Origin of the sequence: Geobacillus sp. Manikaran-105 (assembly GCF_002809955.1) — a bacterium.
GTDB classification, from domain to species: domain Bacteria; phylum Bacillota; class Bacilli; order Bacillales; family Anoxybacillaceae; genus Geobacillus; species Geobacillus thermophilus.
The window spans coordinates 1-26033 of sequence record NZ_PIJG01000044.1; the positions used below are offsets into that span (position 1 = coordinate 1).

A 26033-nucleotide genomic window follows, 5' to 3' on the forward strand; every position below is an offset into this window, starting at 1 on the left:
AACTGAAAAAGGATGTAAGAGATTTTGTCGAAAAATATTTTTTGGACACCCCTGAGGGGCCGAAAAGCCTTGATAAATCAACATTTCTAGAGGGAGGGAACCATTGATGCCGGAACGCGGACGAAACGACCATCCACATTCCTTTCACCGTGACGGCGCCCGCGAAAGCATCATCAACGATGCAACTGCCGACGGCGCCAAGGCAATCGGTGTACGGATTGACGCCGATCCGATGCGGGCGGCCAACCCCGACCCGTTTCACGTCGACTCCCTTGCTGTCGAGGAAGGAATGAAGCGGTTTCGCTCTCTCATGGAAGGAAAAAAGTGATTCGCCCAGCGGATCGCTTTTTTCGTGAACGAAAAAAGAAGGAAAACGGCGAACAAACGCGAATATTGTTTACTTGATATGACTATTTTTCGGGGGGGATGGCAATGGAGTACGGATTAGCCGGAAAAACGGCGCTGGTCGCCGCCTCAAGCCAAGGGCTCGGCAAAGCGGTCGCCCGGGCGCTTGTGCTCGAAGGAGCAAACGTGATGATCACGAGCCGGAACGAAGAAAAGCTGCAGGAAGCAGCCGAGGAGTTGAATGGGCTGCATAAGGGACGCGTCGCCTACACGCGTGCAGATGTGACGAAGGCGGAAGACATCCGCCAGCTGGTCGCCAAAACGGTCGAAACGTTTGGGACGATCGATTTGCTCGTCAACAACGCCGGCGGCCCTCCGGCGGGAACGTTTGAAACGGTGAGCGACGAAGACTGGCAATATGCGTTTGAGCTCAATTTATTGAGCTACATTCGGCTGATTCGTGAAGCGCTGCCATATTTAAAGAAAAACGGCGGCAAAATTGTCAACATCGCTTCGTCATCGATCAAAGAACCGATTCCGGGCTTGATTTTGTCGAACACGTTTCGCACCGGGATTGTCGGGCTGACGAAAACGTTGGCGACGGAATTCGCGCGGGACAACATTTTGATCAACACCGTCGCTCCCGGGCGGATTGCGACAGAACGCGTCGCCTTTTTAGATAAGGTGAACGCCGAAAAGCTTGGCATTACAAAAGAGGAAATGGAAGCGCGCATGAAAAGCGCCATTCCGCTCGGCCGCTACGGGACGCCGGAAGAATTTGCGAACGTCGTCGTCTTTCTATTGTCCGAAGCGAACTCGTACGTCACCGGACAAGCGTTGATCGTCGACGGCGGCATGGTCAAAGCGATTTAACGATTTTCGAAAGAAGCCTCCGCTGCTAAGCGAAGCGCAGGTGGTGGGCAGATCGCTGGGCGCTTGCGGCCAAACGGACAAGAAGGGAGAGGACAGCGTTGAAAACGATCGGGTTTATCGGCCTTGGCGTCATGGGAAAAAGCATGGCGCGCCATTTGCTGAAGGCGGGCTATCCGCTTCTCGTCTATACACGCACAAAAGAAAAGGCGGAAGACTTGCTTCAGGAAGGGGCGGTTTGGAAGGAAACGGTCGCTGATTTGGCGCGGGAGGCGGATGTCGTCATCACGATGGTCGGCTATCCTCACGATGTCGAGCAAGTGTATTTCGGCGAAGGCGGCATTTTGGAGAATGCGCGGCCGGGAACGTATGTCATCGATATGACGACGTCAACGCCGACGCTTGCAAAGTCCATTTATGAAGCAGCCAAGCAAAAAGGGATTCACGCGTTGGACGCCCCGGTGTCCGGCGGTGACATCGGTGCGCGCGAAGGAACGTTGACGATTATGGTCGGCGGTGATGAGGACGTCTTTTTGGCGTGCAAGCCGATTCTCGAGCGGCTTGGCACGAACATCGTGCGGCAAGGAGGAGCTGGAGCCGGCCAGCATACGAAAATGTGCAACCAAATTGCCATCGCCACCAATATGATCGGCGTTTGCGAGGCCATGGCGTATGCGAAGCGGGCTGGTCTTGATCCATTCAAAGTGTTGGAAAGCATCGCCAAAGGGGCGGCGGGCAGCTGGTCGCTGAGCAACTTGGCGCCGCGCATGTTGTCAGGCGATTTTGCTCCGGGGTTTTACATCAAGCATTTCATTAAAGATATGAAAATTGCGCTTGAAGAAGCAGAGCGCATGAACTTGCCGCTGCCAGGGCTGGCGCTCGCCAAACAAATGTATGAGGAGCTGGCGCAAGCCGGTGAGGAAAACAGCGGCACGCAAGCATTGTACAAACGCTATATCAGACAGTGACATGGGGGGCGGATTCGTCCTCTCTTTTTTTGAATGTGAGATATATTTATCAAAAAATATTGAATATTTCTTCTGGTCGAGGTATAGTAGAAATAAAGGGAACATACTAACCGGTTAGTATACAAGGAGGGGATGACATGGACTTTTCCTATTCGCCGAAAGTCCAAGAGTTGATCAAAAAATTAAGCGCTTTCATGGAAGAGTACATTTATCCGAACGAAAGGGTGTATGAGGAGCAGCTGAACGCCCAAGAGTCAAGATGGTCAGGGGTGCCGCCCATCATCGAAGAGCTGAAGGAAAAAGCGAAAAAAGAAGGGCTCTGGAACTTGTTTTTGCCGGACAGCGAATACGGAGCCGGCTTAACGAACGTCGAATACGCGCCGCTTTGCGAAATTATGGGCCGTTCGCTCATCGCTCCGGAAGTGTTCAACTGCAATGCGCCGGATACCGGCAACATGGAAGTACTCGTCCGCTATGGAACAGAAGAACAAAAGCGGAAATGGCTCATCCCGCTCTTGAACGGAGAAATTCGCTCCTGCTTTTCGATGACCGAACCGGACGTCGCGTCAAGCGATGCGACGAACATTCGCGCTTCCATCGTCCGCGACGGGGACGAATACGTCATCAACGGGCGGAAATGGTGGTCGTCCGGCGCCGGCGACCCGCGCTGCAAAGTCGCCATTGTGATGGGGAAAACGAATCCGGATGCCCCGAAGCATGAGCAGCAGTCGATGATCATCGTTCCGCTTGATACGCCGGGGGTGAAAATCGAACGGATGCTGCCGGTGTTCGGCTTTGACCATGCGCCGCACGGGCATGCGGAGATTACGTATGACAACGTGCGGGTGCCGAAAGAGAACATCATTTGGGGAGAAGGGAAAGGATTTGCCATCGCCCAAGGGCGGCTCGGTCCGGGGCGGATCCATCATTGCATGCGCTTGATTGGAGCGGCGGAGCGGGCGCTTGAGCTTATGTGCCGGCGCGTGCAGTCGCGGGTGGCGTTCGGCAAGCGGCTTGCGGACCATGGCGTCATTCGCGATTGGATCGCTCAGTCGCGCATTGAGATCGAGCAAGCGCGCCTGTTGACAATGAAGGCAGCGTACATGATGGATACGGTCGGCAACAAAGCGGCGCGCAAAGAAATTGCCATGATTAAAGTTGTCGCTCCGAATGTCGCCTTAAAAGTGATCGACCGCGCCATTCAGGCGTTCGGAGCCGCCGGGGTGAGCAACGATTTTCCGCTTGCTGCCATGTGGGCGAACTCGCGCACGCTCCGGTTGGCCGACGGGCCGGATGAGGTGCATAAAGAGCAAGTAGCCAAGCTTGAGTTGCGTCCATATGAACAATAAAGGGAGGGGAAGTGGCGTTTATGCATGTGTTGGACTTGTTTAAAATCGAAGGAAAAACCGCCATCGTCACCGGCGGCGGGCGCGGGCTCGGCGAGCAAATCGCCGTCGGCCTCGCCGAAGCGGGGGCGAACGTTGTCGTCTGCTCGCGCAAAGTGGAGGCGTGCGAGCAAGTGAAAGAAAAGTTGGAACAGCTGGGCGTCCGTTCATTGGCGCTAAAGTGTGATGTGACGAACCCGGATGATGTCCAACATGTCGTCGAAACGACGGTGAAGGAGTTTGGCGGCATCGATATTTTGGTGAACAACAGCGGAGCGACGTGGGGAGCGCCGGTCGAAGAGATGCCGCTTGAAGCATGGCAAAAGGTGATGAACGTCAATGTAACCGGCACGTTTCTCATGAGCCAGGCGGCCGGCAAGGTGATGATTGAGAAGCAAACGGGCGGCGCCATCATCAACATCGCTTCCGTCGCCGGCCTTGGCGGCACGCACCCGGACATTTTAAATACGATCGGCTACAACACGAGCAAAGGGGCGGTCATTACGTTTACGAGGGACCTAGCAGCAAAATGGGGGAAGCACGGCATTCGCGTCAATGCGGTGGCGCCGGGCTTTTTCCCGACGAAAATGTCAAGAGTTGTCCTCGAGCAAGTGGGGCAAAAAGTGCTCGAGCATACGCCGCTTGGCCGCTTTGGCGGCGAGGATGACTTAAAAGGCGCCGTTCTGTTTCTCGCCTCGCCGGCGTCTGCGTTTGTCACCGGTGCGCTGTTAGTCGTTGACGGCGGCAGCCATGCGACCGGCATTTAACGAGAAAAGGGGGAGACGAAATGAGCGAAAAACGGGCTTTGCCTTTTTATCCGGAGCATGTGTCGTTTTACATCGATATTCCAGACAAAACGGTATGCGATGTGCTCCAGGAACGGGCGGGGGAATTCGGCTCCCAGCCGGCGTTGACATTTTACGATAAGACGATCACCTATGCCGAGCTCGCGGCCGCGGTCAACCGCTTTGCCTCAAGCCTGCAGGCGCGCGGCGTACAAAAAGGGGACCGCGTCGCGATTATGCTGCCGAACTGCCCGCAATATGTCATCGCCTATTACGGCATTTTGCAGGCGGGCGCTATCGTCACCCAAGTGAACCCGATGCTTGTTGAGCGCGAACTTGCCTATTTGCTCAAAGATTCCGGCGCCAAGATGATTGTCATTTATGAACCGCTTTATCCGCGCCTCGCTGCCGTCAGAGGGGAAACAGCCGTCGAGCAGGCGGTCACCGTCAGCCTTGGCGCGCCGCCGTCCGTTGCGCTCGCGGAAGGAGATGTCACGTTTGACAAATTTCTTGCCGCAGGAAGCGGAGTGGTGCGCCCGGTGCCGATCGAGCCGATGCACGACGTCGCTGTATTGCAATATACGGGAGGAACGACGGGGCGCTCCAAAGGGGCGATGCTCACCCACCGCAACATTTTCGTCAACGTCCTGCAATGCGCCGAGTTTTTCAAAGGAACGTTTGAGCTCGGCAAAGAGCGGTATTTAACCGTCATCCCGTTGTTCCATGTGTTCGCGATGACGTCGGGAATGAACTTGGCCATTTACCAGGGGGCGGAAAACATTTTGCTGCCGCGCTTTGAGCTGAAAGAAGTGCTCGAGACGATCCGCGACAAACAGCCGACCGTGTTTCCGGGAGTGCCGACGATGTACGTCGCGATTACCAATACGCCGGGCGTCGAACAGTACGGCATCAGCAGCATCAAAACGTGCAACAGCGGCAGCGCGCCGATGCCGCTTGAATTGATGCGCGATTTTGAATCGAAAACTGGGGCGGTCGTCCTTGAAGGGTACGGCTTGTCCGAAGCGTCGCCGGTGACGCATTGCAATCCGCCATTTGCGGCGCGCAAGCCAGGTACGGTCGGCATTGGCATGCCGTTGACGGAGTACAAAGTCGTCGACGTGGCGACCGGCACGCAGGAATTGCCGCCAGGAGAAGTCGGCGAGCTGATTATCCGTGGACCGCAAGTGATGAAAGGGTATTGGAACATGCCGGAAGAAACGGCCGTGGCGCTGCGCGATGGCTGGCTGTACACTGGCGATTTGGCTTCGATTGACGAGGAAGGGTATGTGACGATTGTCGACCGGAAAAAAGATTTGATCATCGCCGGCGGTTATAACATTTATCCGCGTGAAATTGAAGAGGTGTTGTACGAACATCCAGCGGTGAGAGAGGCGGCGGCAGTTGGTGTGCCTGATCCGTATCGCGGCGAAACGGTGAAGGCGATTATCGTTTTAAAAGATGGAATGCAGGCAAGCGAAGAAGAAATTCTTGCCCATTGCCGAAAAAACTTAGCGGCGTACAAAGTGCCGCGCATTGTCGAGTTCCGTGCCGAACTGCCGAAGACGAACGTCGGGAAAATTTTGCGCCGCGCCTTGCGTGAAGAGGCGTCCCGCCCGCAATAACAGAGGGCTTTCGGCCAAGTCCGAAGCAGGCTTGGCCGTTTTATGGTACAATAGCTGGCAGCGACTACATTTTAGGCAAGAGGTGTAAAAACATGAAGGAGAAAATTATGGCTGCCAGCATTGAGCTGTTTGAACAAAATGGGTTCAGCGAAACATCGATCCAAGACATCGTTGACGCCCTCGGGGTGACAAAAGGGACGTTTTATTACTATTTTACAAGCAAAGAAGAACTGTTGATGGATATTCACCTTCGCTACATTGAATGGCTGCTGGACGAAGAGGAGCGGATTATAAGCGATACACAGCGCTCGGTGCGGGAACGACTGTATGACATCGTCTTCATGCTCATCCATAATGTCGAACGGCAGGGACGGGAAGCGCGTATTTTTTTTCGTGAAATGAAGCATTTGAATGAAGAGCATTTACAGAAAGTAAAAGAAAAGCGCGATTTGTTCCGCTATCGGCTGCAGTCGTTGATTGAGGAAGGAATGAAAAGCGGTGAACTGCGCTGCGATTTGTCACCATCGATCGCCACGCTTACCGTTCTTGGGGCGGCCAATTGGAGCTACCAATGGTTTCGTCCGGACGGCGAGCTGACCGATGCCGAGGTGGCGAAGCAGATGGTGGAGATCCTGCTTGATGGCATGAACGCGCCGTCTGTCTCGAAAGCCGAGTGAAAAGAGAGACAAACAAGTTTGATCCGAGGTGTGTCGATGGATGCTGTTCGTGCGGCGGCAATGGCGCGCTTGAATTGTTGACCAAGGGGGAGAGGGAGATGACAGCGATTATTCCAGTGCGCAAGGGGGAAGAACTGCCGGCAGGGAAGCTGGCCAAGTTTTTGCGAACGGTGCTGCCGGACATGCCGGATGGGGAGCTCGAGATCCAGCAATTTTCCGCCGGCCGGTCGAATTTGACGTATTTGCTCCGCTGTGGGGAGTGGGAGGCGGTGCTGCGCCGGCCGCCGTTCGGCCCGGTGCCGCCGAAAGCGCACGATATGAAGCGGGAGAGCACGTGGCTTTCTGAAATCCATCCGCTGTTCCCGTTGGCGCCGAAACCATTCTATTTTTGTGAAGACGAATCGGTGATCGGCAGTCCGTTTTTCGTCATGGAGCGGCGGCATGGCGTCGTGATTGACAGTGATTTTCCCGATGGCGTCATCCCGACAGAAGACGTTTGCCGTGGCATCTCTGAGACGATGGTCGAGACGCTTGTCCGTATCCATCAAATTGATTATACGAACACACGCCTCGTTCAGATGGTAAAGCCGGATGGGTTTATGGAACGGCAAGTGCACGGATGGATCCAACGTTACGAACGGGCGAAAACGGATGATATCCCGGAGGCCGAAGCGCTTATGAAATGGCTGGCGTCCCATATTCCGCCGCAGCGAGAGGCGACGGTCATCCATTACGACTTTAAGCTGAACAACGCTTTGTTTGCCAAAGACGATGTGACGAAAATGGTCGGCTTGTTCGATTGGGAAATGTCGACCGTTGGCGATCCGCTGGCCGATTTGGCGGTGGCGATGAGCTATTGGATTGAGGAGGATGATCCGCCGCTTGTCAAACACGGGTTTGGCCGCGCGCCGGTCACCGTTCGGCCTGGTTTTTACACGCGCGAACAGTTTATTGAGGCATATGCCAAAAAAAGCGGCCGTGATGTGTCCGATATACACGTTTATTTAACGTTTGCCTACTTTAAATTAGCGGTCATTTGCCAGCAAATTTATTACCGCTATCGCCGCGGCCAGACGAACGACGAGCGGTTTCGCCATTTCAACCAGTTTGTCGAGGCGCTCATTCAGCATGCATGGCAGCTGGCGGGGCGGGGAGGCGCATGATGACGAAAGTGCATGTCGTGCTGCGCAAAGAAGACATTGATGAAACTGCGCTCGCCGATGCCAAGGTCGCCGTTGTGTTCGATATTTTGCTCGCCACATCATCGATCACTGCGGCGTTGGCGGCGGGCGCCCGCTCCGTCATTCCGGTGTACAACGCTGCCGAAGCGGAGCAAGTCGGACGCCGATTGCCTGGCGGGAGCTATGAGCTTGTCGGGGAAAGCGAAGGAAGGACGATCGCCGGCTTTCATCCGCCCGCGCCGCTGTTTTTGCAGACGGTATGCCCGGAGAAAACGGTCGTTTTGTCGACGACAAACGGCACCGTGGCGCTCCGCAAGGCAATGCCGGCCCGCGCGGTCTATGCGGCGAGCTTGCTGAACAGCCCGGCGGTCAGCGAACATATTGGCCGTTCGCACAAAGAAGAGACCGTTATCGCCATTTGCGCCGGTTCATCCGGGCGTTTTTGCTTGGAGGACTTTTATGGCGCCGGATATTTTGTCCATTGTCTAGTCGAGCAGGGGATCGCCGCGGCGGAGCTGTCCGACAGCGCGATGGCTGCTTGGCTGTTTTACCGGCAATACGCAAGCGAGGAGAAGGCAAAAGAAGTGTTGTCCGCCTCGCGGGTCGGACGTTGGATGGTGGCTTATGGCCTCGAAAAGGAGATCGACTACATCAACCGGCACGGAGCGCTTTCCGTCATTCCGAAACTCGAGCCAGGGCCGTTGGCGGCGGAAGTGCGCGATATCGTGCAAATGAAGATGACGAAAGAGGGGAATGAACAGTGAAAATCGTGCAATTTGCTGAGTACGGCGGTCCGGAAGTGCTGCAAGTAAAAGAGGCTGAGCGCCCGTTGCCATCGGGACGGCAAGTGGTGATTGAAGCTGAGGCGATCGGTGTGAACTACGCCGATACAGCGAGGCGGGAAGGGCGCTACGTTGTGCCGACGCCGCTTCCGTTCGTGCCCGGCACCGAGGTGGCCGGCATCGTCCGCGAAGTCGGTCCGGATGTGGAAGCCATCCGCCCGGGCCAGCGGGTTGTCGCGTTGATTGAATCAGGCGGTTATGCCGAGTTTGTGGCGGTTGACGAACGCGCGGTCGTGCCGCTGCCGGACGGGTTGGACGTCCGCCGGGCGGCGGCTCTGCCCGTGCAAGGGTTAAGCGCCTATCATATTTTGACGACAATGGGGCGGCTGGAGGAAGGGGAAACCGTGCTTGTGCACGCTGCCGCTGGCGGCGTTGGCACGCTCGCTGTGCAGCTGGCGAAACGGTTCGGGGCGAAAACGGTGATCGCCACCGCCAGCACGGAGGAAAAGCGAGCGTTAGCCGCGCGGCTCGGCGCCGACGTCACGATCGATTATACAAAGGACGGCTGGGCGGCGGAAGTGATGGAGGCAACAGATGGACGCGGCGTCGATGTCGCCTTGGAAATGGCGGGCGGCGATGTGTTCCATCAAACGCTCGACTGCCTTGCCCCGTTCGGCCGCTTGGTTGTATACGGGGCGGCGAGCGGGGAGATGACGCGCCTCAATCCGGTCCGTTTGATGGCAAAAAACTGGTCGGTCGTTGGCTTTTTCTTGCCGCAAGTCATGCGAAAACGGGCGCTATATGAACGAAGCTTGCGCGATCTGCTCGCTTGGGTGCGGGATGGAAGCCTTGAGTTGACCATCGGGGGCGTCTATCCGCTCGAGCGCGCGGCCGAGGTGCACCGCCTGCTGCAAGGGCGAAAAACGAGCGGCAAACTGCTGTTGGTGCCGTGAGCAACAAAGGGGCTGACCCGAAAACACACTCTTGTTTTCGGTCAGCCCCTTTTTCAATCTTGTATTTTACGGAAGGACAGACGGCTTTTGAGTTAACCCGGCGCAAAAAAGCGAAAGCCTGTCTTGCTCCGGTCTTAAGGGGCGCCATCAGCGTGCACTTGCCGCCTTTTTGTCGATATACCGCTCAAGACGGTCAAGCCCTTCTTTCAGGACATCGAGCGAATAAGCATACGACAGGCGGACATGGCCTTCGCCGTATTCGGAGAAGGCGCTGCCGGGGACGAGGGCGACACCGGCTTTTTCAACGACATCGAGGGCAAAGTCAAACGATGGCATGCCAAAGGCGGCGATCGATGGAAACAAGTAAAATGCCCCGTCCGGTTTTTCGACCGGCAGCCCCATCGCGGTTAGGCGGTTGTAAGCGTACTCGAGCCGTTCCGCATAGGCGGCGCGCATTGCCTCGGCGTCATGTTTGCCGGCGGTCAGCGCCTCAATGGCCGCCTTTTGACTGATCGACGAGGTGCATGAGACGCTGTATTGGTGCACCTTCACCATCTGTTCAATCACAAACGACGGGGCGAAGACAAATCCGATGCGCCAGCCGGTCATCGAGTGCGATTTGCTTAAGCCATTGATGACGATCGTCTGCTCGGGCAGCCATTCGGCGATCGAACGATGGCGGCCGCGATAGACGAGTTCGCTGTAAATTTCGTCGGATACGATCCAAATTGGCCGTCCTTTCAAAAGGGAAGCGATGTTCTCAAGCTCTTCGGCTGACAGCGCCGTCCCGGTTGGATTTGATGGGTATGGAAGAACGAGGCAGCGCGTCTTTTCCGTCAAATAAGGCGCAATGAGCTCAGCCGACAGACGGAAACCGTTTGGCCTTGTGTCGATGTACACCGGTTTCGCCCCGCACAGGCGGATGAGCGGTTCATAGCCGGGGTAGACCGGCGCGGGAAGGAGCACCTCTGTTCCTTCCTCTAAAATGGTGCGAAACGCAATATCAAGCGCCTGGCTGGCGCCGACGGTGGCGATGACTTCGTCCGGCGTGTAACGAAGGCCGTACTTGTCAGCGACGAATTGGCAAGCCGCCTCGCGCAGCTCAATTAGGCCAGCGTTTGCCGTGTACGTTGTAAAATCCGCCGCGATGGCTTCTTGAGCGGCTGCTTTCACATGTTCGGGAGTTGGAAAATCCGGCTGGCCGATCGTCAAGGAAACAAGCCCCGGCCGTCCAGCGACAAGGTTGAAAAATTGGCGGATGCCTGATAATTGAATCGCTTGAACGCGTGGCTGAATGAGGTGTCTCACTTGTTGTCCACCTTTCCGTTTTTCCTCTATTGTACCATTTATGTCGAAGAACGAAAAAATAAAAATGAGCCCCTTTCCGTTTGCGTCATTCTGCACACGGAAACGGGGCTCATCCGGTCATAGATGATTCACAATCCAACATTATTCGCTCCTTTTACGCGCCGTATTGTTTCAACAAATCGTTATATTGGGCGGAAAGCTTGAAAAACAACGGCTTGTTGCCGGCCGCGAGCGCTTCATCAATTTGTTCCATCAGTTTTTTTCTTTGAAACTGAAAGATCGCCTCTTTCAACACTTGTTCCGCCATCGGCCCATAGCTGTTTTTTTCTTCGGGTTGATTGAACAAGACGGCGCCTTCATTTGGATATTGTTTTTCGTACATGGTTGATTCCCTCCCATATGGGAACAAAGGGTTCCCTTTTTTATATTATCGTCGTTTTTGGCGATAATGTAAAGAAAATTTTGATAAATTTTTTTGCCAATTTTTCTCTACATCTTTCTGTACCCTTTTTAGGTTGGGATGTAACACATTTTCGGTTATGATAAGAGAAGAGAAAAAATGGCAAGGTGTGATGGTGATGATCCGTACATGTGCGATAACAAAAGAGTTTGAGATTCTGCATGATGTTGATTTGACGTTTGTCAACAGCCCGGACGTTTCATGGTATTGGGTCGATTTTCACGAGCCGACGGATGAGGAGTCGGACTTGCTCGCTTCTTTTTTCCGGTTCCATCCGCTTGCCATTGAAGACTGTTTGGAGTATGTGCAGCGGCCGAAGCTCGATTTTTATGACCGTTACTTATTTATTGTCCTTCACGCGATCGCCGGGGCAACGCTTGAAGCTGAGGAAGTCGACTTATTTGTCGGGCAAAATTTCATCGTGTCTTTTCATAAGTCACCGATCCATGCGGTGGATGACGTATGGGAGCGGCTGAAGCGCGAGCAAGATGTGCAGCAAGGGCCGTTTCATGTTATGTATCGGCTCATTGACAAGCTCGTCGACGATTATTTTCCGCCGCTTTATCATATTGAGGATGTGTTGAATGACCTGGAGGAGAATACGAATAACGAACCGATTCACGACATTATCGAAAAGGTGTTTGATATCCGCAGCGATTTGTCGAAGCTGCGCCGGACGATCGTGCCGATGCGCGATTTGTTGTATCGCATCATCCACTCCGATCGCCTGCAGCGCATGAAAGAACGACAGTTGTATTTTCACGACATTTACGACCATTTATTGAAGCTGTCGGAAATGATCGAGACCAACCGCGAGATTACAGCAGATATCCGCGACAGCTATTTGTCGCTGAACTCGAATCGAATGAACAACATTATGATGACGTTTACGGCCATTACGACGATTTTCATGCCGCTTACCTTTATCGCCGGCATTTATGGGATGAATTTCAACTATATGCCTGAGTTGCGCTGGAAATACGGCTACTTTGCGGTATTGGCTGTTATGGCCGTGATCGGCATGACGATGTTTGTTTGGTTTAAGCGCAACGGCTGGTTTCAATTGTTGAAAGGCGATTGGACGGAAGAGGAACGGAAGCGCCGCCGGTAGCCGTATAAAACAAGCGCTCCCCCTCATATACATAACTATGGCAGCGTGACCGCAAAGGAGGGGGAAGGATGGTAAGAGGCATTTGGGGAGTCGATTCCGCGCAGGTGGTCACGGATCAGCTGTTTCAGTGCGTGCGAACCGAGCTCGGCTACCCGAAGTTTTGGGGCCGCTATTTGGTCGAGGTGCCGAACGTATCGGAAGGATTGACGCGGGAGGAGATCGCCCGCATTCGCAACTATGGGGTGAAAGTGCTGCCGATCTACAACGCCTTCCGAGAGGCGGTCGGCTATGCAAACGGACAGGTGGCGGCGCGCAACGCCGTATTCCATGCGCGGCGGCTTGGCATTCCAAAAAATAAACTGCTGTTTGCCAATATCGAGGACTTTTTTGCGGTTGATGCGGCTTGGATCGCGGCTTGGGTGGAAACGCTCTATCCGACCGGGTACCGCCCGGGGCTGTATGCGGATCCGACGAAAGGAGACTTTGCCGCTGCCTATTGTGAAGCGGCCGCACGGAACAATCAAGTGGCGGTGCAGGCTGTTATTTGGAGTTCAGCCCCAAGGCCGGGAACGACGAAAGAGCAAAAAGCGCCGCGCTACCAGCCGGCGGCCCCGCCCTGCAGCGCAAATGTGTGGGTGTGGCAGTACGGGCGTGATGCCGAAGTGTGCCCGGTCGATACGAATTTGGCGGACCGCCGCCTTCTCGATTTTTTGTATTGAATCGAGACCGTTGCCATGAAGCAACGGTCTTTTTGAATGCATGGACGAAAAAAGGCTGTTTTGCTTTCATTTTTTTTGATAATGTTTTTCGCCCCTGCCGACTATATTACTAATAGGAAAAAGGGAGGATGAACGTGAAAATACAAACGGCGGAACGGCAGGCCGATGGGCGGAAAGGAGGGGGAGATTGGATTCTTACACTGCTTCGTTATTAAGCCGATTGAAGGAACAGTATGAACGATGGAAGACGGAAGAGCCGTTTGCGGGGGCGGAGCTGATCCGGTTTTTAGACGCTGTCGGCCGGACGGCGGCGGTGATGAACCGCAGCGATCTCGCTGTTGAAGCAGACCGCCTTTCTCGCCGGATGAATCAGCAAAAGGAACGGAAATGGACAGCGGAGGAGGCGTTGGCGGAGATGTTTCCGCTCCTTCGCTGCTGCTATGAAGCGGGAGAATCGGATGCTTCGTTCGTTTCCCCTCCCGGCCGCCAAGGGCCGGAAGCGGCCATTCTCCTCTGCGGAAACGATCCGCTGTTTTCTGCGTATTTGCGCGGTTCGTTGCAAACGACGCCGTGGCGTTTCATCACACTTCCATTTATTGAACAACCTGCGGCCTCTTTAGTACAATTGGGCATAGATTGCATTGTGGTGATACTTGAGGAGGACGGCGCAGATGCTTCCGTTTTTGACGCTTTTTTGAACGATGCAGGCCGCCATTCATATATTCCAGTGGCCATTGTGGGTGGGAACAGACGAAAAGGCGAGGAGCTGAAATGGTATGAGATCGGCGCCGACGATGTCATGGCAAAGCCGGTCGCGGTCGGCGAGTTTTTCATTCGCATCCGCCGGCTTGTGGAAAAAAAGCAGAAAATTGATCAGTTAGTGCTGATTGACGAATTGACCGGCGTTTACAACCGAAAGTACTTGCCGCGAGTGTACGCTCGTTTGCGGAGCGATTTAGAGCGGTCTCGGACGCCGAGCTGTTTGGCGCTGCTTGATTTGGACCGTTTTAAGCAAGTTAACGATCGGTTTGGTCACTTGGCGGGCGATGCGGTGTTAAAGAAACTGGCTGCTTTTTTGCTTGCACATACGCGTGGGATGGATACGGTCGTTCGCTTTGGGGGAGAGGAGTTTGTCGTCTGGCTGGCCAAAACGACAAGAAATGAAGCGCATCGCGTGCTCAAACGGCTGCAGCGCCAATTTGCTGCTGAGGAAATCGAAGCCGGCGGCGTGCGCCTGTCATGCACTTTCTCGGTTGGTTTTGTTGAGTGCGATGACCCAGACGAACCGCTTGAGCATTGGCTTCGTCTGGCTGACGAAGCGCTGTACGCAGCCAAAAAGAGCGGGGGATGTCGGGTTGAAGAAGCGAAGAGGGAAGCCGTTCCGACCGATGGCGGCCGAGCGAAAAAAGAACGACGCCAAGGCAATGGGCAACGATGGTCTGTTGCGATCGTCGACGATGATGAACTGGCGCGGACGGTCATCGCTGACCTCGTCCGCAAGCTTGCGGACGAGCAAGAACGGGAGGCGGACATTTACGAGTTTAGCGACGGGCTTTCATTTCTCGAATCGCCGGTGTACAAAGGCGAGAAGCGCTCCGTCGTCATTTTGGACCGGGTGATGCCGAAAATGGACGGTCTTGAGGTGTTGCGCCGCCTCCGCCGCCAGCAAAAGCCGTATAAGGTGATAATGTTGACGTCGCGCCAAGATGAGCGGGACATCGCCCGCGCCATTGACGAAGGAGCGGACGAGTATGTGACGAAGCCGTTTAAATGGCTGGAACTGGAGGCACGCCTGCGCCGGCTGCTAAAGGAGTTTGATGAGTAATGGCGCTCATTGTCGCCGTCTTGATGGTTGCTGTTTTATTGGCGGTGCTGGCCGGGCTGTTTCTTTATTTAGTCGTGCGCAAATGGCGGGAAAACCGGCGCCAAGCCCGGCTTCATTTCTATAAAGAACAGCACCGGCTTCCTTTGCTTCGCTATTTGCTCGGCGAAGAGGAGCTTTCGTTTCGTTTTTCGTCTCCGCTCGAACGGGAAGCGGTGCTTCAACTGCTCGATGGCTTTGCTTCATTGCTTAAAGGAAAAGACGTGCAAGTGCGCATTCGAGCGTTTGCCGAGACCCATTTTCAAGGTTGGCTGCGCCGGCAATTGGCGAGCCGGCATTGGAGCGAACGGATGAACGCATTATTTTTCATTGAAGATTTGCATATGAAAGCGATGTTGCCAGACCTCGAGCGGCTGCATCGGGCGGATGGGGCGACAAGGGGAGAGGTGGCAAAAATTTTAACCATTTTCGCCAAGTTCGATTACGATCCAGTGGCCATCTATGTGTTTAGGCCAAACCGCGAACTGACGGAATTTGCGTATCGCCTCATTTTCGGCCATATGAGCGAGCGGCTGCTTGAAGAGGTGAAACAACGGTTTGCCGAGCTGCCGCCGGCCGGAAAGTATGCGTTTATCGATATGATCGGCATCCGGCGCCGGCAAGAACAGCGGTTTTTGCGGCGCCTGCTGGCAGCAGAAGAACCGGAAATTCGCATCCGCGCGCTCAAGGCGATGGCAGAAATCGGCATGCCGCTTGAAGCGGAGAGGCTCAAGCAGCATTTGTGCTCCTCCCATTGGCAAGAGCGGCTGATGGCTGCCCGCCTGGCGGGAAAATGCCGCGAAGAGCGGCTTCTTCCGTTGCTGTATGAGCGGCTTAGCGACCGTTCATTTGTTGTTCGTTCTGAAGCCGCCGCGGCCATCGCGCGTCTGCCGGGAGGCCGAACGGCGTTGCGCGCCGCGGCGCGCACAGCATCGGATCGTTATGCTCGTGATATGGCGAGGCAGTGGCTTGGAGGAGGAGAATGATAGTGGAAGCGTGGCGTTCGTTTCTTTGGGTCGCAGGACATATTGTACTGATTTACATGGTCATCGTTCTTCTTTTTTATGCCTTTTTGCTTGTTGTCTCGTTCATCCATTTGCGCCGCATTCATCGTCTTGATGACTGGGAGCCGTATGAAGAGCTGCTCGATGCGAGCTATGCCAAACCGGTGTCCATTCTTGTTCCCGCTTATAATGAGGAAGCAGGCATCGTCGGTTCGGTGCGGTCGCTGCTGGCTATTGAATATCCTGAGTACGAGGTCATTGTCATTAACGATGGATCGACTGACAAAACGCTTGAACGGCTGATTGAGCATTTTCATTTGCAGCTGGTCTATCGCATCATTCGCCGCCAGCTGGACGCAAAGGAAATTAAGGCGGTTTATCAGTCGCTTAATTATCCCCATTTGTTTGTGCTGGATAAAGAAAACGGTGGGAAAGCGGATGCGTTGAACGCGGGAATCAACGCTTCTCGCTATCCATACATTTGCACGATTGACAGCGATTCGGTTTTGGAGCGGCGCGCGTTTTTGAAAGTGATGAAACCAATGCTTGAGTCCGACGGGGAGATCATCGCTTCTGGAGGAAGCGTCCACATCGCCAATGGCTGCCGGATTGAACGCGGGGAGATCGTCCAGGTTGGGTTGTCGCGGCGGCCGCTCGTCATTATGCAAACGATTGAATATTTGCGTGCGTTTTTGCTCGGCCGTCTCGGCTTAAGCCGCCACAACTTGCTGCTGATTGTGTCTGGGGCGTTCGGCGTCTTTTCCAAGCCTTGGGTGATTGAAGCAGGGGGATATGCTAATACAGTTGGCGAAGATATGGAGCTCGTCGTGCGTCTGCATCGACTGGCGCGGGAAAAAAACGAGGCGAAAAAAATCATCTACATCCCCGACCCGGTTTGCTGGACGGAAGCACCGGAAACGTATGGCGATTTGCGGAGGCAGCGGCGACGCTGGCATCGCGGGCTTTTGGAAAGCTTATGGATGCATCGATCGATGCTGTTCAATCCAAAATATGGCTCAATCGGCCTTCTTTCGCTGCCGTATTTTTGGTTCATTGAGCTTCTTGGTCCGATCGTTGAATTGATGGGCTATATTGTCGTTGTTTTCTCCTTATTTCTCGGAAACTTGTACGTCGAATTCGCTCTTTTGTTGCTGACGGTTTCGGTTTTGTACGGTTCGCTGTTATCAGCAGTAGCCGTCTTGCTTGAAGAGTGGACTGAGCGGAAGTTCCCGAGCATCTCTGATTTGGTGAAGCTGTTTTTCTTCGCGTTGACCGAGACGTTTTGGTACCGTCCGCTTACCGCTTGGTGGCGGTGCGAAGGGGTGATCGATGCCATTCGTCGAAAAAAACAATGGGGAAGCATAAAGAGGAAAGGGGTCTCAGCGTAGCCGACAGAACAGCGGCTGGCTTATTTGTTTTAGAAGGCCGGTGATTGAACAGGAAAGGCGGCCCAATCATGTTTCTCCTCAAATGGAGAAGCCTTACGGATATTGTTCTCCTCTTCATTCGAGAATCATCAATTTAGGGAAAATGGTTGCTTTTCACCGCCTCTTAGTGCAGCGAAAACGAGAGGGGACTTTCATTGCAAGACAGGGTGGGCGAAAAAGCAGGTTGAAGCAAAAGAGACATCGATGCCCCTGTTGCCGACCCGGCGCTAAGATGTGCCCACTGTTGAAAAAAACCGGCGTCCGCTTAATAGCGGTCGCCGAGCCGTTTAAATACGGGTCTTGTCAGCCGTTTCGGCTTTTGTTCCGGCTTTTCCTTCAGTCCGGTGTAGGCGATGAGAATGGCTTTTGCCTCTGACAGCGGCATCCGAGCTGGAGGGTTGCGGTATGAATCGTTGAGAGAGCCAAGGTGCGGAAGGGCGGCGAAATCTTGTTTTGTCGGTGGGATGTGGAAGTAGTAGTCGCCGACGGCGACAAGCACGTCGGATTGCTGTTGACTGTATCTCGGATTGCGGGAAAAATGGAGGCCCACTTTTTTCGCCTTGCCCTCCTCAAGCAGCTTCTCGATCGCTTTTTTCTTCAGAAGATAAAGAAACGAAGGGTTCAATGCTGTTTTGGCATGGCGGTTGACGGTAAAAATCGCTTTGGCAATATTGTCGACCGTTAATTGCACCGGTTTCATCGGCATGTCTCCTTTTTTCTTTCTATTATAACATAGGAAGCGGTGTTGTTGCCCGGTTTGTCCTACTTCTATCCGGGGGTAAGCGAAAAAACGGTCAACTCCGGCGGAGCGAAGAAGCGAAGCGGCACCCTTGTTGTGCCAAGGCCGCGGTTGACGTACAACAAGAGTCCGCCGACGTGGTAAAACCCTTCATAATACCGCTCAGACAACGGCGGCGTGATGAGCGGTCCGATAAACGGCAACTGAATTTGCCCGCCGTGGCTATGGCCGGAGAGTTGAACGTGAATAGGGAAGCGGCGAGCCTCAATGGCACCGTCCGGCTCATGAACGAGGGCGATCGTATATGTCGCCCGAGGAATGCCGTTCGTCATTTTCGACCAGTCCGGGCGTCCGAGCATCATATCGTCGCTGCCGGCGATAGCGATCGCCCCGTGGCCGCGCCGGACGAGTGCATGCTCATTGACGAGAACGCGGAACCCGGCTCGTTCCATCAATCGACGGTAAATATCTGTCCCGTAGCCGCCGTGATCATGGTTTCCGTAAATGCAAAATTTTCCAAGAGGAGCACGGACGCCAGCCAACGCCTCAGCGACCGCGTTGACGTGCGGATACCGGTTCGCCTCATGGAGCAGATCACCTGTGAATACGACGAGATCGGGCCCGAGTTCGTTGATGCGGCCGATAATGCGGTAAAAGCGTTTCAAGCCGTAATAATGGCCGAGATGGAGATCACTGAACTGCAGCAGCTTGACGCCGGCAAACGACTTTGGGATCAACGGATGCGACAGCGCATGGTGCGTCACGGTCAGCTCGGCTGGCTCAATCCAGCGGGCGTATCCAGAGGCGGCTGCCATCGCCAGCGCTGCGCTGAAACTTGTGCGCGCCAGCTTTTTCAAAAAGGCGCGCCGGCTTAGTTTGGTTGTTTCGATATGGTGCATCGTTTCGCCGTCCTTTCACAAGCAGCTTTATTATAACGAAAAGAGAGGGAAAAGGACAATAGGAGGACTAAGATGTTCGAATATTCCACTATTTTATGATATGATAAAAATGAATGAGTAATCAGTCATAGGAGGAGAAATGGATGAACGGAAAAGTGATCATTGTGACCGGCGGGTCGAGCGGAATGGGGAAATATATGGCGAAGCGGTTTGTTTCTGATGGGGCCAACGTCGTCATTACGGGAAGGCGGGCCGAGGCGCTCGAAGAGGCCAAGCGGGAAATCGCCGCGCCGGATGGAGGGAAAGTGCTTACGATCCCGATGGATGTGCGCAACCCGGAACAAGTGGCGCACATGGTGGAGCGGACTGATGCGGAATTCGGCCGCATCGATGCCCTCATCAACAACGCGGCTGGCAATTTCATTTGCCCGGCGGAAAAGTTGTCGATCAACGGCTGGAACAGCGTCATTAACATTGTGTTAAACGGCACGTTTTACTGCAGCCGGGAAGTCGGCAACTACTGGATTCAGCGCGGCTTGAAAGGGAACATTATCAACATCGTTGCGACATATGCCTGGCATGCCGGCGCCGGGGTCATTCATTCAGCGAGCGCCAAGGCTGGAGTGCTGGCAATGACGCGCACGCTTGCTGTGGAATGGGGGAAAAAGTACGGCTTCCGCGTCAATGCGATCGCTCCCGGACCGATTGAGCGGACTGGCGGGGCGGAGCGGCTTTGGGAATCAGAGGAAGCGGAGCGGATGACGTTGGAAAGCGTGCCGCTCGGGCGGCTCGGGACGCCGGAAGAAATCGCGGCGGTCGCTTCGTTTTTGCTTTCGGATGAAGCCGCTTACATTAACGGCGCTTGCATCACAGTCGACGGCGGCCAATGGCTGAACCGGCGGCCGTTTTAATCAAATTTGCCATAAAGCAAGATGGTCCTCACCCAAAAGGGATTGCAGGCGGTATTTCTTCATTTATCGCGGGCAACCGGCTCATTGCACGCAACGGCCTTTGTCACAAGCGGATTCCCTGCTGTCAGGGGAGCCGCTTTTTTTTTACGAGTCAGGAACGATTGGGCAATTATGCTATAATAAAGGCAAAGATGGTCGATGGGGATGAGGTGAACACGATGGATGCATTAGACGTGATGGCCAACTTGCCGCAAGTGATTCCGCACTATCAACCGATTTTCAGCGCCGATGAGCATGGGGTCGTCGGCTATGAAGTGCTCGGTCGGTTTCAAACGGAAACAGGGCCGGTCAGCCTTGGGCCGTTTTTTCACGATGAAACCATTCCAGAAGAATTTCGCATCGAAGTGGATGATGTGATCACGAAAAAAGCGCTCGACTATTTTCTGTCGCTTGATGATCAAACGCTGCTCATTTTTTTAAACCGCGACGCCAACTTGCTGATGCTTGACCGCGGCGAGTCGTTTTTGCAGCTGCTTCTCTCCTATGAAGCGAAAGGGTTGGCCCCAAGCCGCATCGTTTTGGAAATCAACGAGCAGCATTTCAAGGGAGACGTCGATCAGCTCAGCCATTTATTGACGTATCTTCGTACATACGGCGTTAAAGTGGCGGTCGACAACATCGCCGAACATAGCATTCATCTTGAGCGAATCGGCGTCTTGTCGCCTGACATTTTAAAAATCGATTTGCGTGAATTGCGGAAAACGTCCGTTCATCAAGCATACCAGGAAATCGTTCACTCGATTTCGCTGTTGGCGCGCAAAATCGGAGCGACGCTCCTGTATGAGGATATTGAAACATCATTTCAGCTTCAGTATGCTTGGCGGCATGGCGGCCGCTATTATCAAGGGTATTATTTGGCCAAGCCGGCGCCAGAGGTTGTGCCGCGCGATTTGTTGAAAGACTTGCTCCGCCAAGAGTGCCATCGCTTCATCCAGCAGGAAAAGAAAAAGCTTGAAACGCTGTATCAAATTGCTGAGCAGTTTCAGCAGCGGATCAGCGCGCTGCTTGGCAAATACAAAAAAGCCGCCGATTTTAACGAGCTCATTTCCCTGTTGGCCGGCGAGCTCGACGATGTTTGCTTCCGCATTTATGTTTGTGATGAGGACGGCTTCCAGCAGTCGGGCAATATGTTCAAGCGCGGCGGCCGGTGGGAGCTTCAGCCGCAATATTATATGAAAAACTGGAGCTGGCGCCCGTATTTTTTGGAAAACATTATTCGCATGCGCTCGCGCCGAAGAGGGATTTTGTCCGATTTATACACGGATATTGAAACAGGGGAAACGATCCGGACGTATTCGTATCCGATCGATGAGCGCCATTACTTGTTTATTGACTTGTCGTACAGCTATTTGTTTGAGCATGACGCCCATTATTGACTGCATAAAATCGCCTCATTGCGGCAAAGTAAACATGAGGTGAAACTTATGGCACAGTTAACTTTTGTGTTATCCGCCCTCTCTGTATTGATCGCGGTCATTGGGTTCGTCTATACGGTTCGCCTCGGACGCCAACAGCGTTGGCAAGGGGAGCTTGACGGGCCGATTCCGAAAACGGTCGAGGAGCATGCCTACTTGCGCAACCCGGTGTTCCTCGCTTATGTACTCGCTGTCTTGCTCGCCATTTTTGCCATTGGTTATTTGGCGTTGCGCTATTATTGAAAAAAGGCCATTCCATTCATATGGGTGGCCTTTTTGCCTGTCCGCAAATGACGCTTTTTTCCACGACTTTTTTCCTTTGCCGGCGAATATATATGGAAGCGGAAGAGGCAAAGGGGGAATGGAGATGACGAAGCGGCTGCCGACAAGGCTGTCGGGCGAGGAAGCGGCGTTATTGCTTGACGTTTTGTTCAGCCAGCAATATGCACTCGAGCTCATCCGCTCCGAGCTGGCGGATATCGAAAACGGAGACAAGGAGGTCGATGAACACCGGTACCAGCAGCTGTTGCGTTTATACGACCGACTGTTGACAGAGGAAGAGGAAGGATAAAAATTGTTGTGCACTATCGCTATCGCAGGAAGCGATAGTCTTTTTTATGGTATGATAACAATGTGGAGAGGAGAAGATGCAGAAGAAAGGCGGAACATCGGCATGACATGGGAACACAATGAATTCATGCAAATGACTGTCAAGCCATTTCTGATTCCGGTGGATAAAGTGGCGCATGTGCAGCCGGGAAATTATTTGGATCATGCGCTGCTCGTCCTGACGAAAACCGGCTATTCAGCGATTCCAGTTCTCGATACATCGTATAAACTGCATGGGCTCATCAGCATGACGATGATGATGGATGCAATTTTAGGATTGGAGCGCATCGAATTTGAACGTCTCGAGACGATGAAGGTCGAAGAAGTGATGAACCGAAACATTCCGCGCCTGCGGCTTGACGACAGCCTGATGAAGGCAGTGGGGCTTATTGTCAATCATCCGTTCGTGTGTGTGGAAAATGACGACGGATATTTTGTAGGCATTTTCACTCGACGGGAAGTACTGAAGCAACTGAATAAACAGCTGCACAGGCCTAATGGCGGCCGGAAGCTAGGCCGAAAAGAGGCTGAACAATGAGCAGAAAGATAATCGTGTGCAATAACAAGAGCAGCTGGCTTTGGCTGATCAGTTCGGAAGCTGCGTGGCAACTTCCGCAAGTGCAAGCCTTCGAGAAGATATTTACAGCATTTTGCTCGATGAATTTGTGCTTGTCACAATGATCTCTGTTTTGCTAAAGTAAAAAAGAATACAGGTGTAAAGGAGGATATCGCCCATGAAGATGATGGACGCCAATGAAATCATTTCCTTTATTCAAAACAGCAAAAAATCGACACCAGTCAAAGTATACATAAAAGGGGATCTCGAAGGCATCGATTTCGGCTCAAGCGCCAAAACATTTATCACGGGCAACGTCGGCGTCGTGTTTGGCGAATGGCAAGACATTCAAGCGGCAATCGAAGCGAATCAAGACAAAATCGAGGACTATGTCGTCGAGAACGACCGCCGCAACTCGGCCATTCCGCTCCTAGATTTGAAAGGCATCAAGGCGCGCATTGAGCCGGGCGCCATTATCCGCGACCATGTCGAAATCGGCGACAACGCCGTGATCATGATGGGAGCGGTCATCAACATCGGTGCGGTTGTCGGTGAAGGAACGATGATCGACATGAATGCGGTGCTCGGCGGCCGGGCGACGGTCGGAAAAAACTGCCATATTGGCGCCGGAGCGGTGTTGGCCGGAGTCATTGAGCCGCCATCAGCCAAGCCGGTCGTCATTGAAGACGATGTCCTTGTCGGCGCGAATGCCGTTATTTTGGAAGGCGTCACCGTCGGCAAAGGGGCGGTCGTCGCCGCCGGGGCGGTCGTCGTCGAGGATGTGCCGCCGTATACCGTTGTCGCCGGCGTGCCGGCGCGCGTCATTAAGCAAATCGACGAACAAACGAGAGCGAAAACGGAAATTAAACAAGAGCTTCGCCAGTTATAATGACGGGAAAAAAGCTGTCCGCTCACGGGGCAGCTTTTTTCCAATGGAGGAGAGAGGATGGAAGCGATCAGCCCATTTGTCGCCATTCGCCGCGACTTGCATCAAATTCCGGAGCTTGGGTTTCAGGAGTTTAAGACGCAGCAATATTTGCTTCGCTATATCCAGTCCCTGCCGCAAGAGCGGCTTCAAGTCCGGACGTGGAAAACGGGGATTTTCGTCAAAGTCAACGGAACATCGCCGCGCAAAACGATCGGCTACCGCGCCGATATGGACGGGCTGCCGATTCGCGAGGAGACCGGTTTGCCGTACCGCTCTGAACATGAAGGGCGCATGCACGCGTGCGGCCACGATGTGCATATGAGCATCGCTCTTGGCGTGCTCACCCATTTCGCACATCATCCGATTCAAGATGACTTGCTGTTTATTTTCCAGCCGGCCGAGGAAGGACCGGGCGGAGCAAAGCCGATGTTAGAAAGCGACATCATGCAGGAATGGAGGCCGGATATGATCGTCGCCTTGCATATCGCCCCGGAATATCCGGTCGGCACTATCGCGACGAAAGAAGGACTGTTGTTTGCCAATACATCGGAGCTGTTTATCGATTTAAAAGGAAAAGGCGGACATGCAGCCTTTCCCCATTTGGCGAACGATATGGTCGTCGCTGCCTGCACGCTCGTCGTTCAGCTGCAGTCGATCGTCGCCCGCAACGTTGATCCGCTCGACAGCGCCGTCATTACGATCGGGAAAATTGCCGGGGGGACAGTGCAAAACGTCATCGCCGAACATGCCCGGCTCGAGGGAACGATCCGGACGCTGTCGACTGCAGCGATGCAGAAGGTGAAGCGGCGGATTGAGGCGATCGTGCGCGGAATCGAAGTGGCCTACGAATGCGAGGCGGCGATCGATTACGGCGCCATGTACTACCAAGTGTACAACGATCCGGCGCTGACAGCGGAATTTATGAAGTTTGCCAAGGCGCACGGCGGCGTGAATGTGATCCGTTGCAAAGAAGCGATGACTGGCGAAGATTTCGGCTATATGCTGGCGGACATCCCGGGTTTTATGTTTTGGCTTGGCGTCGCCTCACCATATGGGCTGCACCATGCAAAACTGGCTCCGAACGAGGAAGCGATCGACCGCGCCATCGCGTTTTTAATCGACTATTTTTCATGGAAAGGAAACGCAGAATGAAGTATAGTTCCGCCTCTAGCAACACACATTAATGAGTGTGAGGAGGTGGATTGTGATGGCGAAAATTGGTGTTGAGCCATCGTTGACGGACGTACAGGAAGCGTTGAAAGAGCGAGGATATGACGTTGTGCCGCTCCGAGGGGAGCAAGACGCAAGAGGCTGCGACTGCTGCGTCATTACCGGCTTGGATGCAAACGTTGCCGGCATTCACAACATCGTCACGTCCGGTCCGGTCATTGAAGCGAGCGGGCTTACCGCGGAAGAAATTTGCCAAAAAGTTGAAGAAAAACTTCGCTAACGACGAAATTCATCGGGCTGTGTGCGCAGGCAGCCCGTTTTTTTGCGGAAAGGCGCGGGCCGGCCGATTAGAAAAAGGCAGCATGAGGAAAAAGAAGCGGAAGAACGTTTTCGTTCTCCTTCTTTTTTGATAGAATAAGAAAAAAAGCAATGATGGGCAAGCGATGGAGGAATCACTGATGAAAAAGAAACAGTTTGCCGTCATCGGCCTCGGGCGGTTTGGCGGCAGCATTTGCCGCACGTTGAGTGAACAAGGGATGGAAGTGTTGGCCATCGATATTGACGAAGACCGGGTGAACGAATTTGCGGCGGTCGCCTCACACGCCGTCGTCGGTGATACGACGGACGAAAATGTGTTGAAAAGCTTAGGCATCCGCAACTTTGACCACGTCATTGTCGCCATTGGCGACAACATTCAGGCGAGCATTTTGACGACCCTGATTTTAAAAGAGCTTGGCGTCAATCATATTACGGTCAAGGCGACAAACGATTACCACGAAAAAGTGCTGAAAAAAATCGGCGCTGACCAAATCGTGCATCCAGAACGGGACATGGGCGAGCGGATCGCCCACAACTTGATTTCCAACAACGTCCTAGATTATCTGGAGCTGTCGGACAAATACAGCATTGTCGAAATCGTGGCAAGCGAGCGGCTTGACGGCCATTCGCTTTTGGAGCTTGACATCCGCGCCCGCTATGGCATCAACATCGTCGCCATCAAGCGTGGAACAAGCGTCATCGTCTCCCCGCTCGCTTCGGAAATCATCCGCAAAGGCGACGTGTTGGTCGTGATTGGCGCCGACAGCGACATCGATCGGTTTGAAGAAAAAGTTGTCGGCTCGTGACCGGCCGGACGGCTTGTTCCGACGGCAAAAAAGCAACGTCCCTCTAAACCGGAAACAATATTGCGGTTTCATCCTATTTCGCGCAGGAGACTCCCACTTCAACGACCAAAGGGAGTAAGTGGGAGAGGAATGCGCGTTCCCCCCTTTCTTTTGTGTATGATATA

Annotated in this window: 27 protein-coding genes and 1 pseudogene; 24 read left to right on the plus strand and 4 right to left on the minus strand. The window is 53.8% G+C overall.

Annotated elements, in window-relative coordinates:
* The first annotated feature begins 106 nt into the window (after positions 1-106).
* The 10 genes and pseudogenes from CV945_RS12645 to CV945_RS12690 all read left to right on the plus strand — a co-directional run bounded on the left by CV945_RS12645 (position 107) and on the right by CV945_RS12690 (position 9568).
* Entirely contained in the window at positions 107-328 is a 222-nt protein-coding gene (locus CV945_RS12645) for a hypothetical protein (RefSeq protein ID WP_015374317.1), read from the plus strand.
* 104 nt (positions 329-432) lie between these two features.
* Positions 433-1218 carry an SDR family oxidoreductase gene (locus tag CV945_RS12650; RefSeq protein ID WP_015374318.1) on the plus strand — a complete coding sequence of 262 codons (786 nt, stop codon included), beginning with the start codon at positions 433-435 and terminating at the stop codon, positions 1216-1218.
* Between the two features lie 59 nt (positions 1219-1277).
* Positions 1278-2183 (plus strand): annotated as a pseudogene (locus tag CV945_RS12655) (NAD(P)-dependent oxidoreductase); the annotation flags it as partial.
* A 137-nt stretch (positions 2184-2320) separates the two neighbouring features.
* Entirely contained in the window at positions 2321-3532 is a 1212-nt protein-coding gene (locus CV945_RS12660) for an acyl-CoA dehydrogenase (protein WP_015374320.1), read from the plus strand.
* A gap of 20 nt (positions 3533-3552) precedes the next feature.
* A complete protein-coding gene (locus tag CV945_RS12665) occupies positions 3553-4335 on the plus strand; it encodes an SDR family oxidoreductase (protein WP_094239832.1) in 783 nt (260 codons plus the stop codon).
* Positions 4336-4355: 20 nt separating this feature from the next.
* A complete protein-coding gene (locus tag CV945_RS12670) occupies positions 4356-5975 on the plus strand; it encodes a long-chain-fatty-acid--CoA ligase (RefSeq protein ID WP_100659900.1) in 1620 nt (539 codons plus the stop codon).
* A 92-nt stretch (positions 5976-6067) separates the two neighbouring features.
* On the plus strand, positions 6068-6652 hold the full coding sequence (locus tag CV945_RS12675; protein ID WP_044743271.1) for a TetR/AcrR family transcriptional regulator: 585 nt from the start codon (positions 6068-6070) through the stop codon (positions 6650-6652).
* Between the two features lie 98 nt (positions 6653-6750).
* Positions 6751-7815: a phosphotransferase family protein gene (locus tag CV945_RS12680; protein ID WP_100659901.1), complete on the plus strand. Its 1065-nt coding sequence runs from the start codon at positions 6751-6753 to the stop codon at positions 7813-7815.
* Positions 7815-8597 (plus strand): 2-phosphosulfolactate phosphatase, encoded by a 783-nt coding sequence (locus tag CV945_RS12685; protein WP_047818063.1) that lies wholly within the window; start codon positions 7815-7817, stop codon positions 8595-8597. Before CV945_RS12680 ends, CV945_RS12685 begins: the two co-directional genes overlap by 1 nt.
* Positions 8594-9568, plus strand: coding sequence for a quinone oxidoreductase family protein (locus CV945_RS12690; RefSeq protein ID WP_047818064.1), 975 nt, complete (start codon positions 8594-8596; stop codon positions 9566-9568). The genes CV945_RS12685 and CV945_RS12690 overlap by 4 nt, the downstream gene beginning before the upstream one ends.
* Positions 9569-9715: 147 nt before the next feature.
* On the opposite strand, the gene CV945_RS12695 is transcribed toward CV945_RS12690, so the two are convergent.
* Together CV945_RS12695 and CV945_RS12700 are read right to left on the minus strand one after the other, a co-directional pair.
* A complete protein-coding gene (locus CV945_RS12695; RefSeq protein ID WP_094239837.1) occupies positions 9716-10876 on the minus strand; it encodes an aminotransferase A in 1161 nt (386 codons plus the stop codon).
* A 154-nt stretch (positions 10877-11030) separates the two neighbouring features.
* A complete protein-coding gene (locus tag CV945_RS12700) occupies positions 11031-11258 on the minus strand; it encodes an IDEAL domain-containing protein (protein WP_100659902.1) in 228 nt (75 codons plus the stop codon).
* 196 nt (positions 11259-11454) lie between these two features.
* On the opposite strand from CV945_RS12700, the gene corA reads away from it, so the two are divergent.
* From corA to CV945_RS12725, 5 genes are all read left to right on the plus strand, one after another.
* Positions 11455-12447 carry a magnesium/cobalt transporter CorA gene (gene corA / locus CV945_RS12705; protein ID WP_198518515.1) on the plus strand — a complete coding sequence of 331 codons (993 nt, stop codon included), beginning with the start codon at positions 11455-11457 and terminating at the stop codon, positions 12445-12447.
* Positions 12448-12515: 68 nt separating this feature from the next.
* Positions 12516-13166 (plus strand): glycoside hydrolase domain-containing protein, encoded by a 651-nt coding sequence (locus CV945_RS12710; protein WP_100659904.1) that lies wholly within the window; start codon positions 12516-12518, stop codon positions 13164-13166.
* A 187-nt stretch (positions 13167-13353) separates the two neighbouring features.
* A complete protein-coding gene (locus tag CV945_RS12715; protein WP_100659905.1) occupies positions 13354-14991 on the plus strand; it encodes a GGDEF domain-containing response regulator in 1638 nt (545 codons plus the stop codon).
* Positions 14991-16013, plus strand: coding sequence for a HEAT repeat domain-containing protein (locus CV945_RS12720; RefSeq protein ID WP_100659906.1), 1023 nt, complete (start codon positions 14991-14993; stop codon positions 16011-16013). The genes CV945_RS12715 and CV945_RS12720 overlap by 1 nt, the downstream gene beginning before the upstream one ends.
* Positions 16010-17419, plus strand: coding sequence for a glycosyltransferase family 2 protein (locus CV945_RS12725; RefSeq protein ID WP_100659907.1), 1410 nt, complete (start codon positions 16010-16012; stop codon positions 17417-17419). The genes CV945_RS12720 and CV945_RS12725 overlap by 4 nt, the downstream gene beginning before the upstream one ends.
* Before the next feature lie 304 nt (positions 17420-17723).
* On the opposite strand, the gene CV945_RS12730 is transcribed toward CV945_RS12725, so the two are convergent.
* Together CV945_RS12730 and CV945_RS12735 are read right to left on the minus strand one after the other, a co-directional pair.
* A complete protein-coding gene (locus tag CV945_RS12730) occupies positions 17724-18158 on the minus strand; it encodes a YkyB family protein (RefSeq protein ID WP_014195334.1) in 435 nt (144 codons plus the stop codon).
* 68 nt (positions 18159-18226) lie between these two features.
* Positions 18227-19096, minus strand: a complete 870-nt coding sequence (locus CV945_RS12735) for a metallophosphoesterase (RefSeq protein WP_063330707.1) — start codon at positions 19094-19096, stop codon at positions 18227-18229.
* Between the two features lie 143 nt (positions 19097-19239).
* On the opposite strand from CV945_RS12735, the gene fadH reads away from it, so the two are divergent.
* The 9 genes from fadH to CV945_RS12780 all read left to right on the plus strand — a co-directional run bounded on the left by fadH (position 19240) and on the right by CV945_RS12780 (position 25869).
* Positions 19240-20007, plus strand: a complete 768-nt coding sequence (gene fadH / locus CV945_RS12740; RefSeq protein WP_011230544.1) for a 2,4-dienoyl-CoA reductase — start codon at positions 19240-19242, stop codon at positions 20005-20007.
* Positions 20008-20225: 218 nt separating this feature from the next.
* On the plus strand, positions 20226-21443 hold the full coding sequence (locus CV945_RS12745) for an EAL domain-containing protein (RefSeq protein WP_011230545.1): 1218 nt from the start codon (positions 20226-20228) through the stop codon (positions 21441-21443).
* Positions 21444-21491: 48 nt separating this feature from the next.
* Positions 21492-21725: a hypothetical protein gene (locus tag CV945_RS12750; RefSeq protein WP_011230546.1), complete on the plus strand. Its 234-nt coding sequence runs from the start codon at positions 21492-21494 to the stop codon at positions 21723-21725.
* Positions 21726-21849: 124 nt separating this feature from the next.
* Positions 21850-22053 carry an antirepressor AbbA gene (abbA, locus tag CV945_RS12755; RefSeq protein ID WP_100659908.1) on the plus strand — a complete coding sequence of 68 codons (204 nt, stop codon included), beginning with the start codon at positions 21850-21852 and terminating at the stop codon, positions 22051-22053.
* A gap of 102 nt (positions 22054-22155) precedes the next feature.
* Entirely contained in the window at positions 22156-22629 is a 474-nt protein-coding gene (cbpB, locus tag CV945_RS12760) for a cyclic-di-AMP-binding protein CbpB (RefSeq protein WP_100659910.1), read from the plus strand.
* 196 nt (positions 22630-22825) lie between these two features.
* Entirely contained in the window at positions 22826-23536 is a 711-nt protein-coding gene (gene dapD / locus CV945_RS12765; RefSeq protein WP_011230549.1) for a 2,3,4,5-tetrahydropyridine-2,6-dicarboxylate N-acetyltransferase, read from the plus strand.
* Between the two features lie 57 nt (positions 23537-23593).
* Positions 23594-24727 carry an N-acetyldiaminopimelate deacetylase gene (locus CV945_RS12770; RefSeq protein WP_100659909.1) on the plus strand — a complete coding sequence of 378 codons (1134 nt, stop codon included), beginning with the start codon at positions 23594-23596 and terminating at the stop codon, positions 24725-24727.
* 55 nt (positions 24728-24782) lie between these two features.
* Positions 24783-25025 (plus strand): YkuS family protein, encoded by a 243-nt coding sequence (locus CV945_RS12775; RefSeq protein WP_044743255.1) that lies wholly within the window; start codon positions 24783-24785, stop codon positions 25023-25025.
* A gap of 178 nt (positions 25026-25203) precedes the next feature.
* The gene (locus CV945_RS12780; protein WP_044743254.1) at positions 25204-25869 is read left to right on the plus strand and encodes a potassium channel family protein; all 666 of its coding nucleotides are present in this window, start codon (positions 25204-25206) and stop codon (positions 25867-25869) included.
* Positions 25870-26033: the final 164 nt, after the last annotated feature.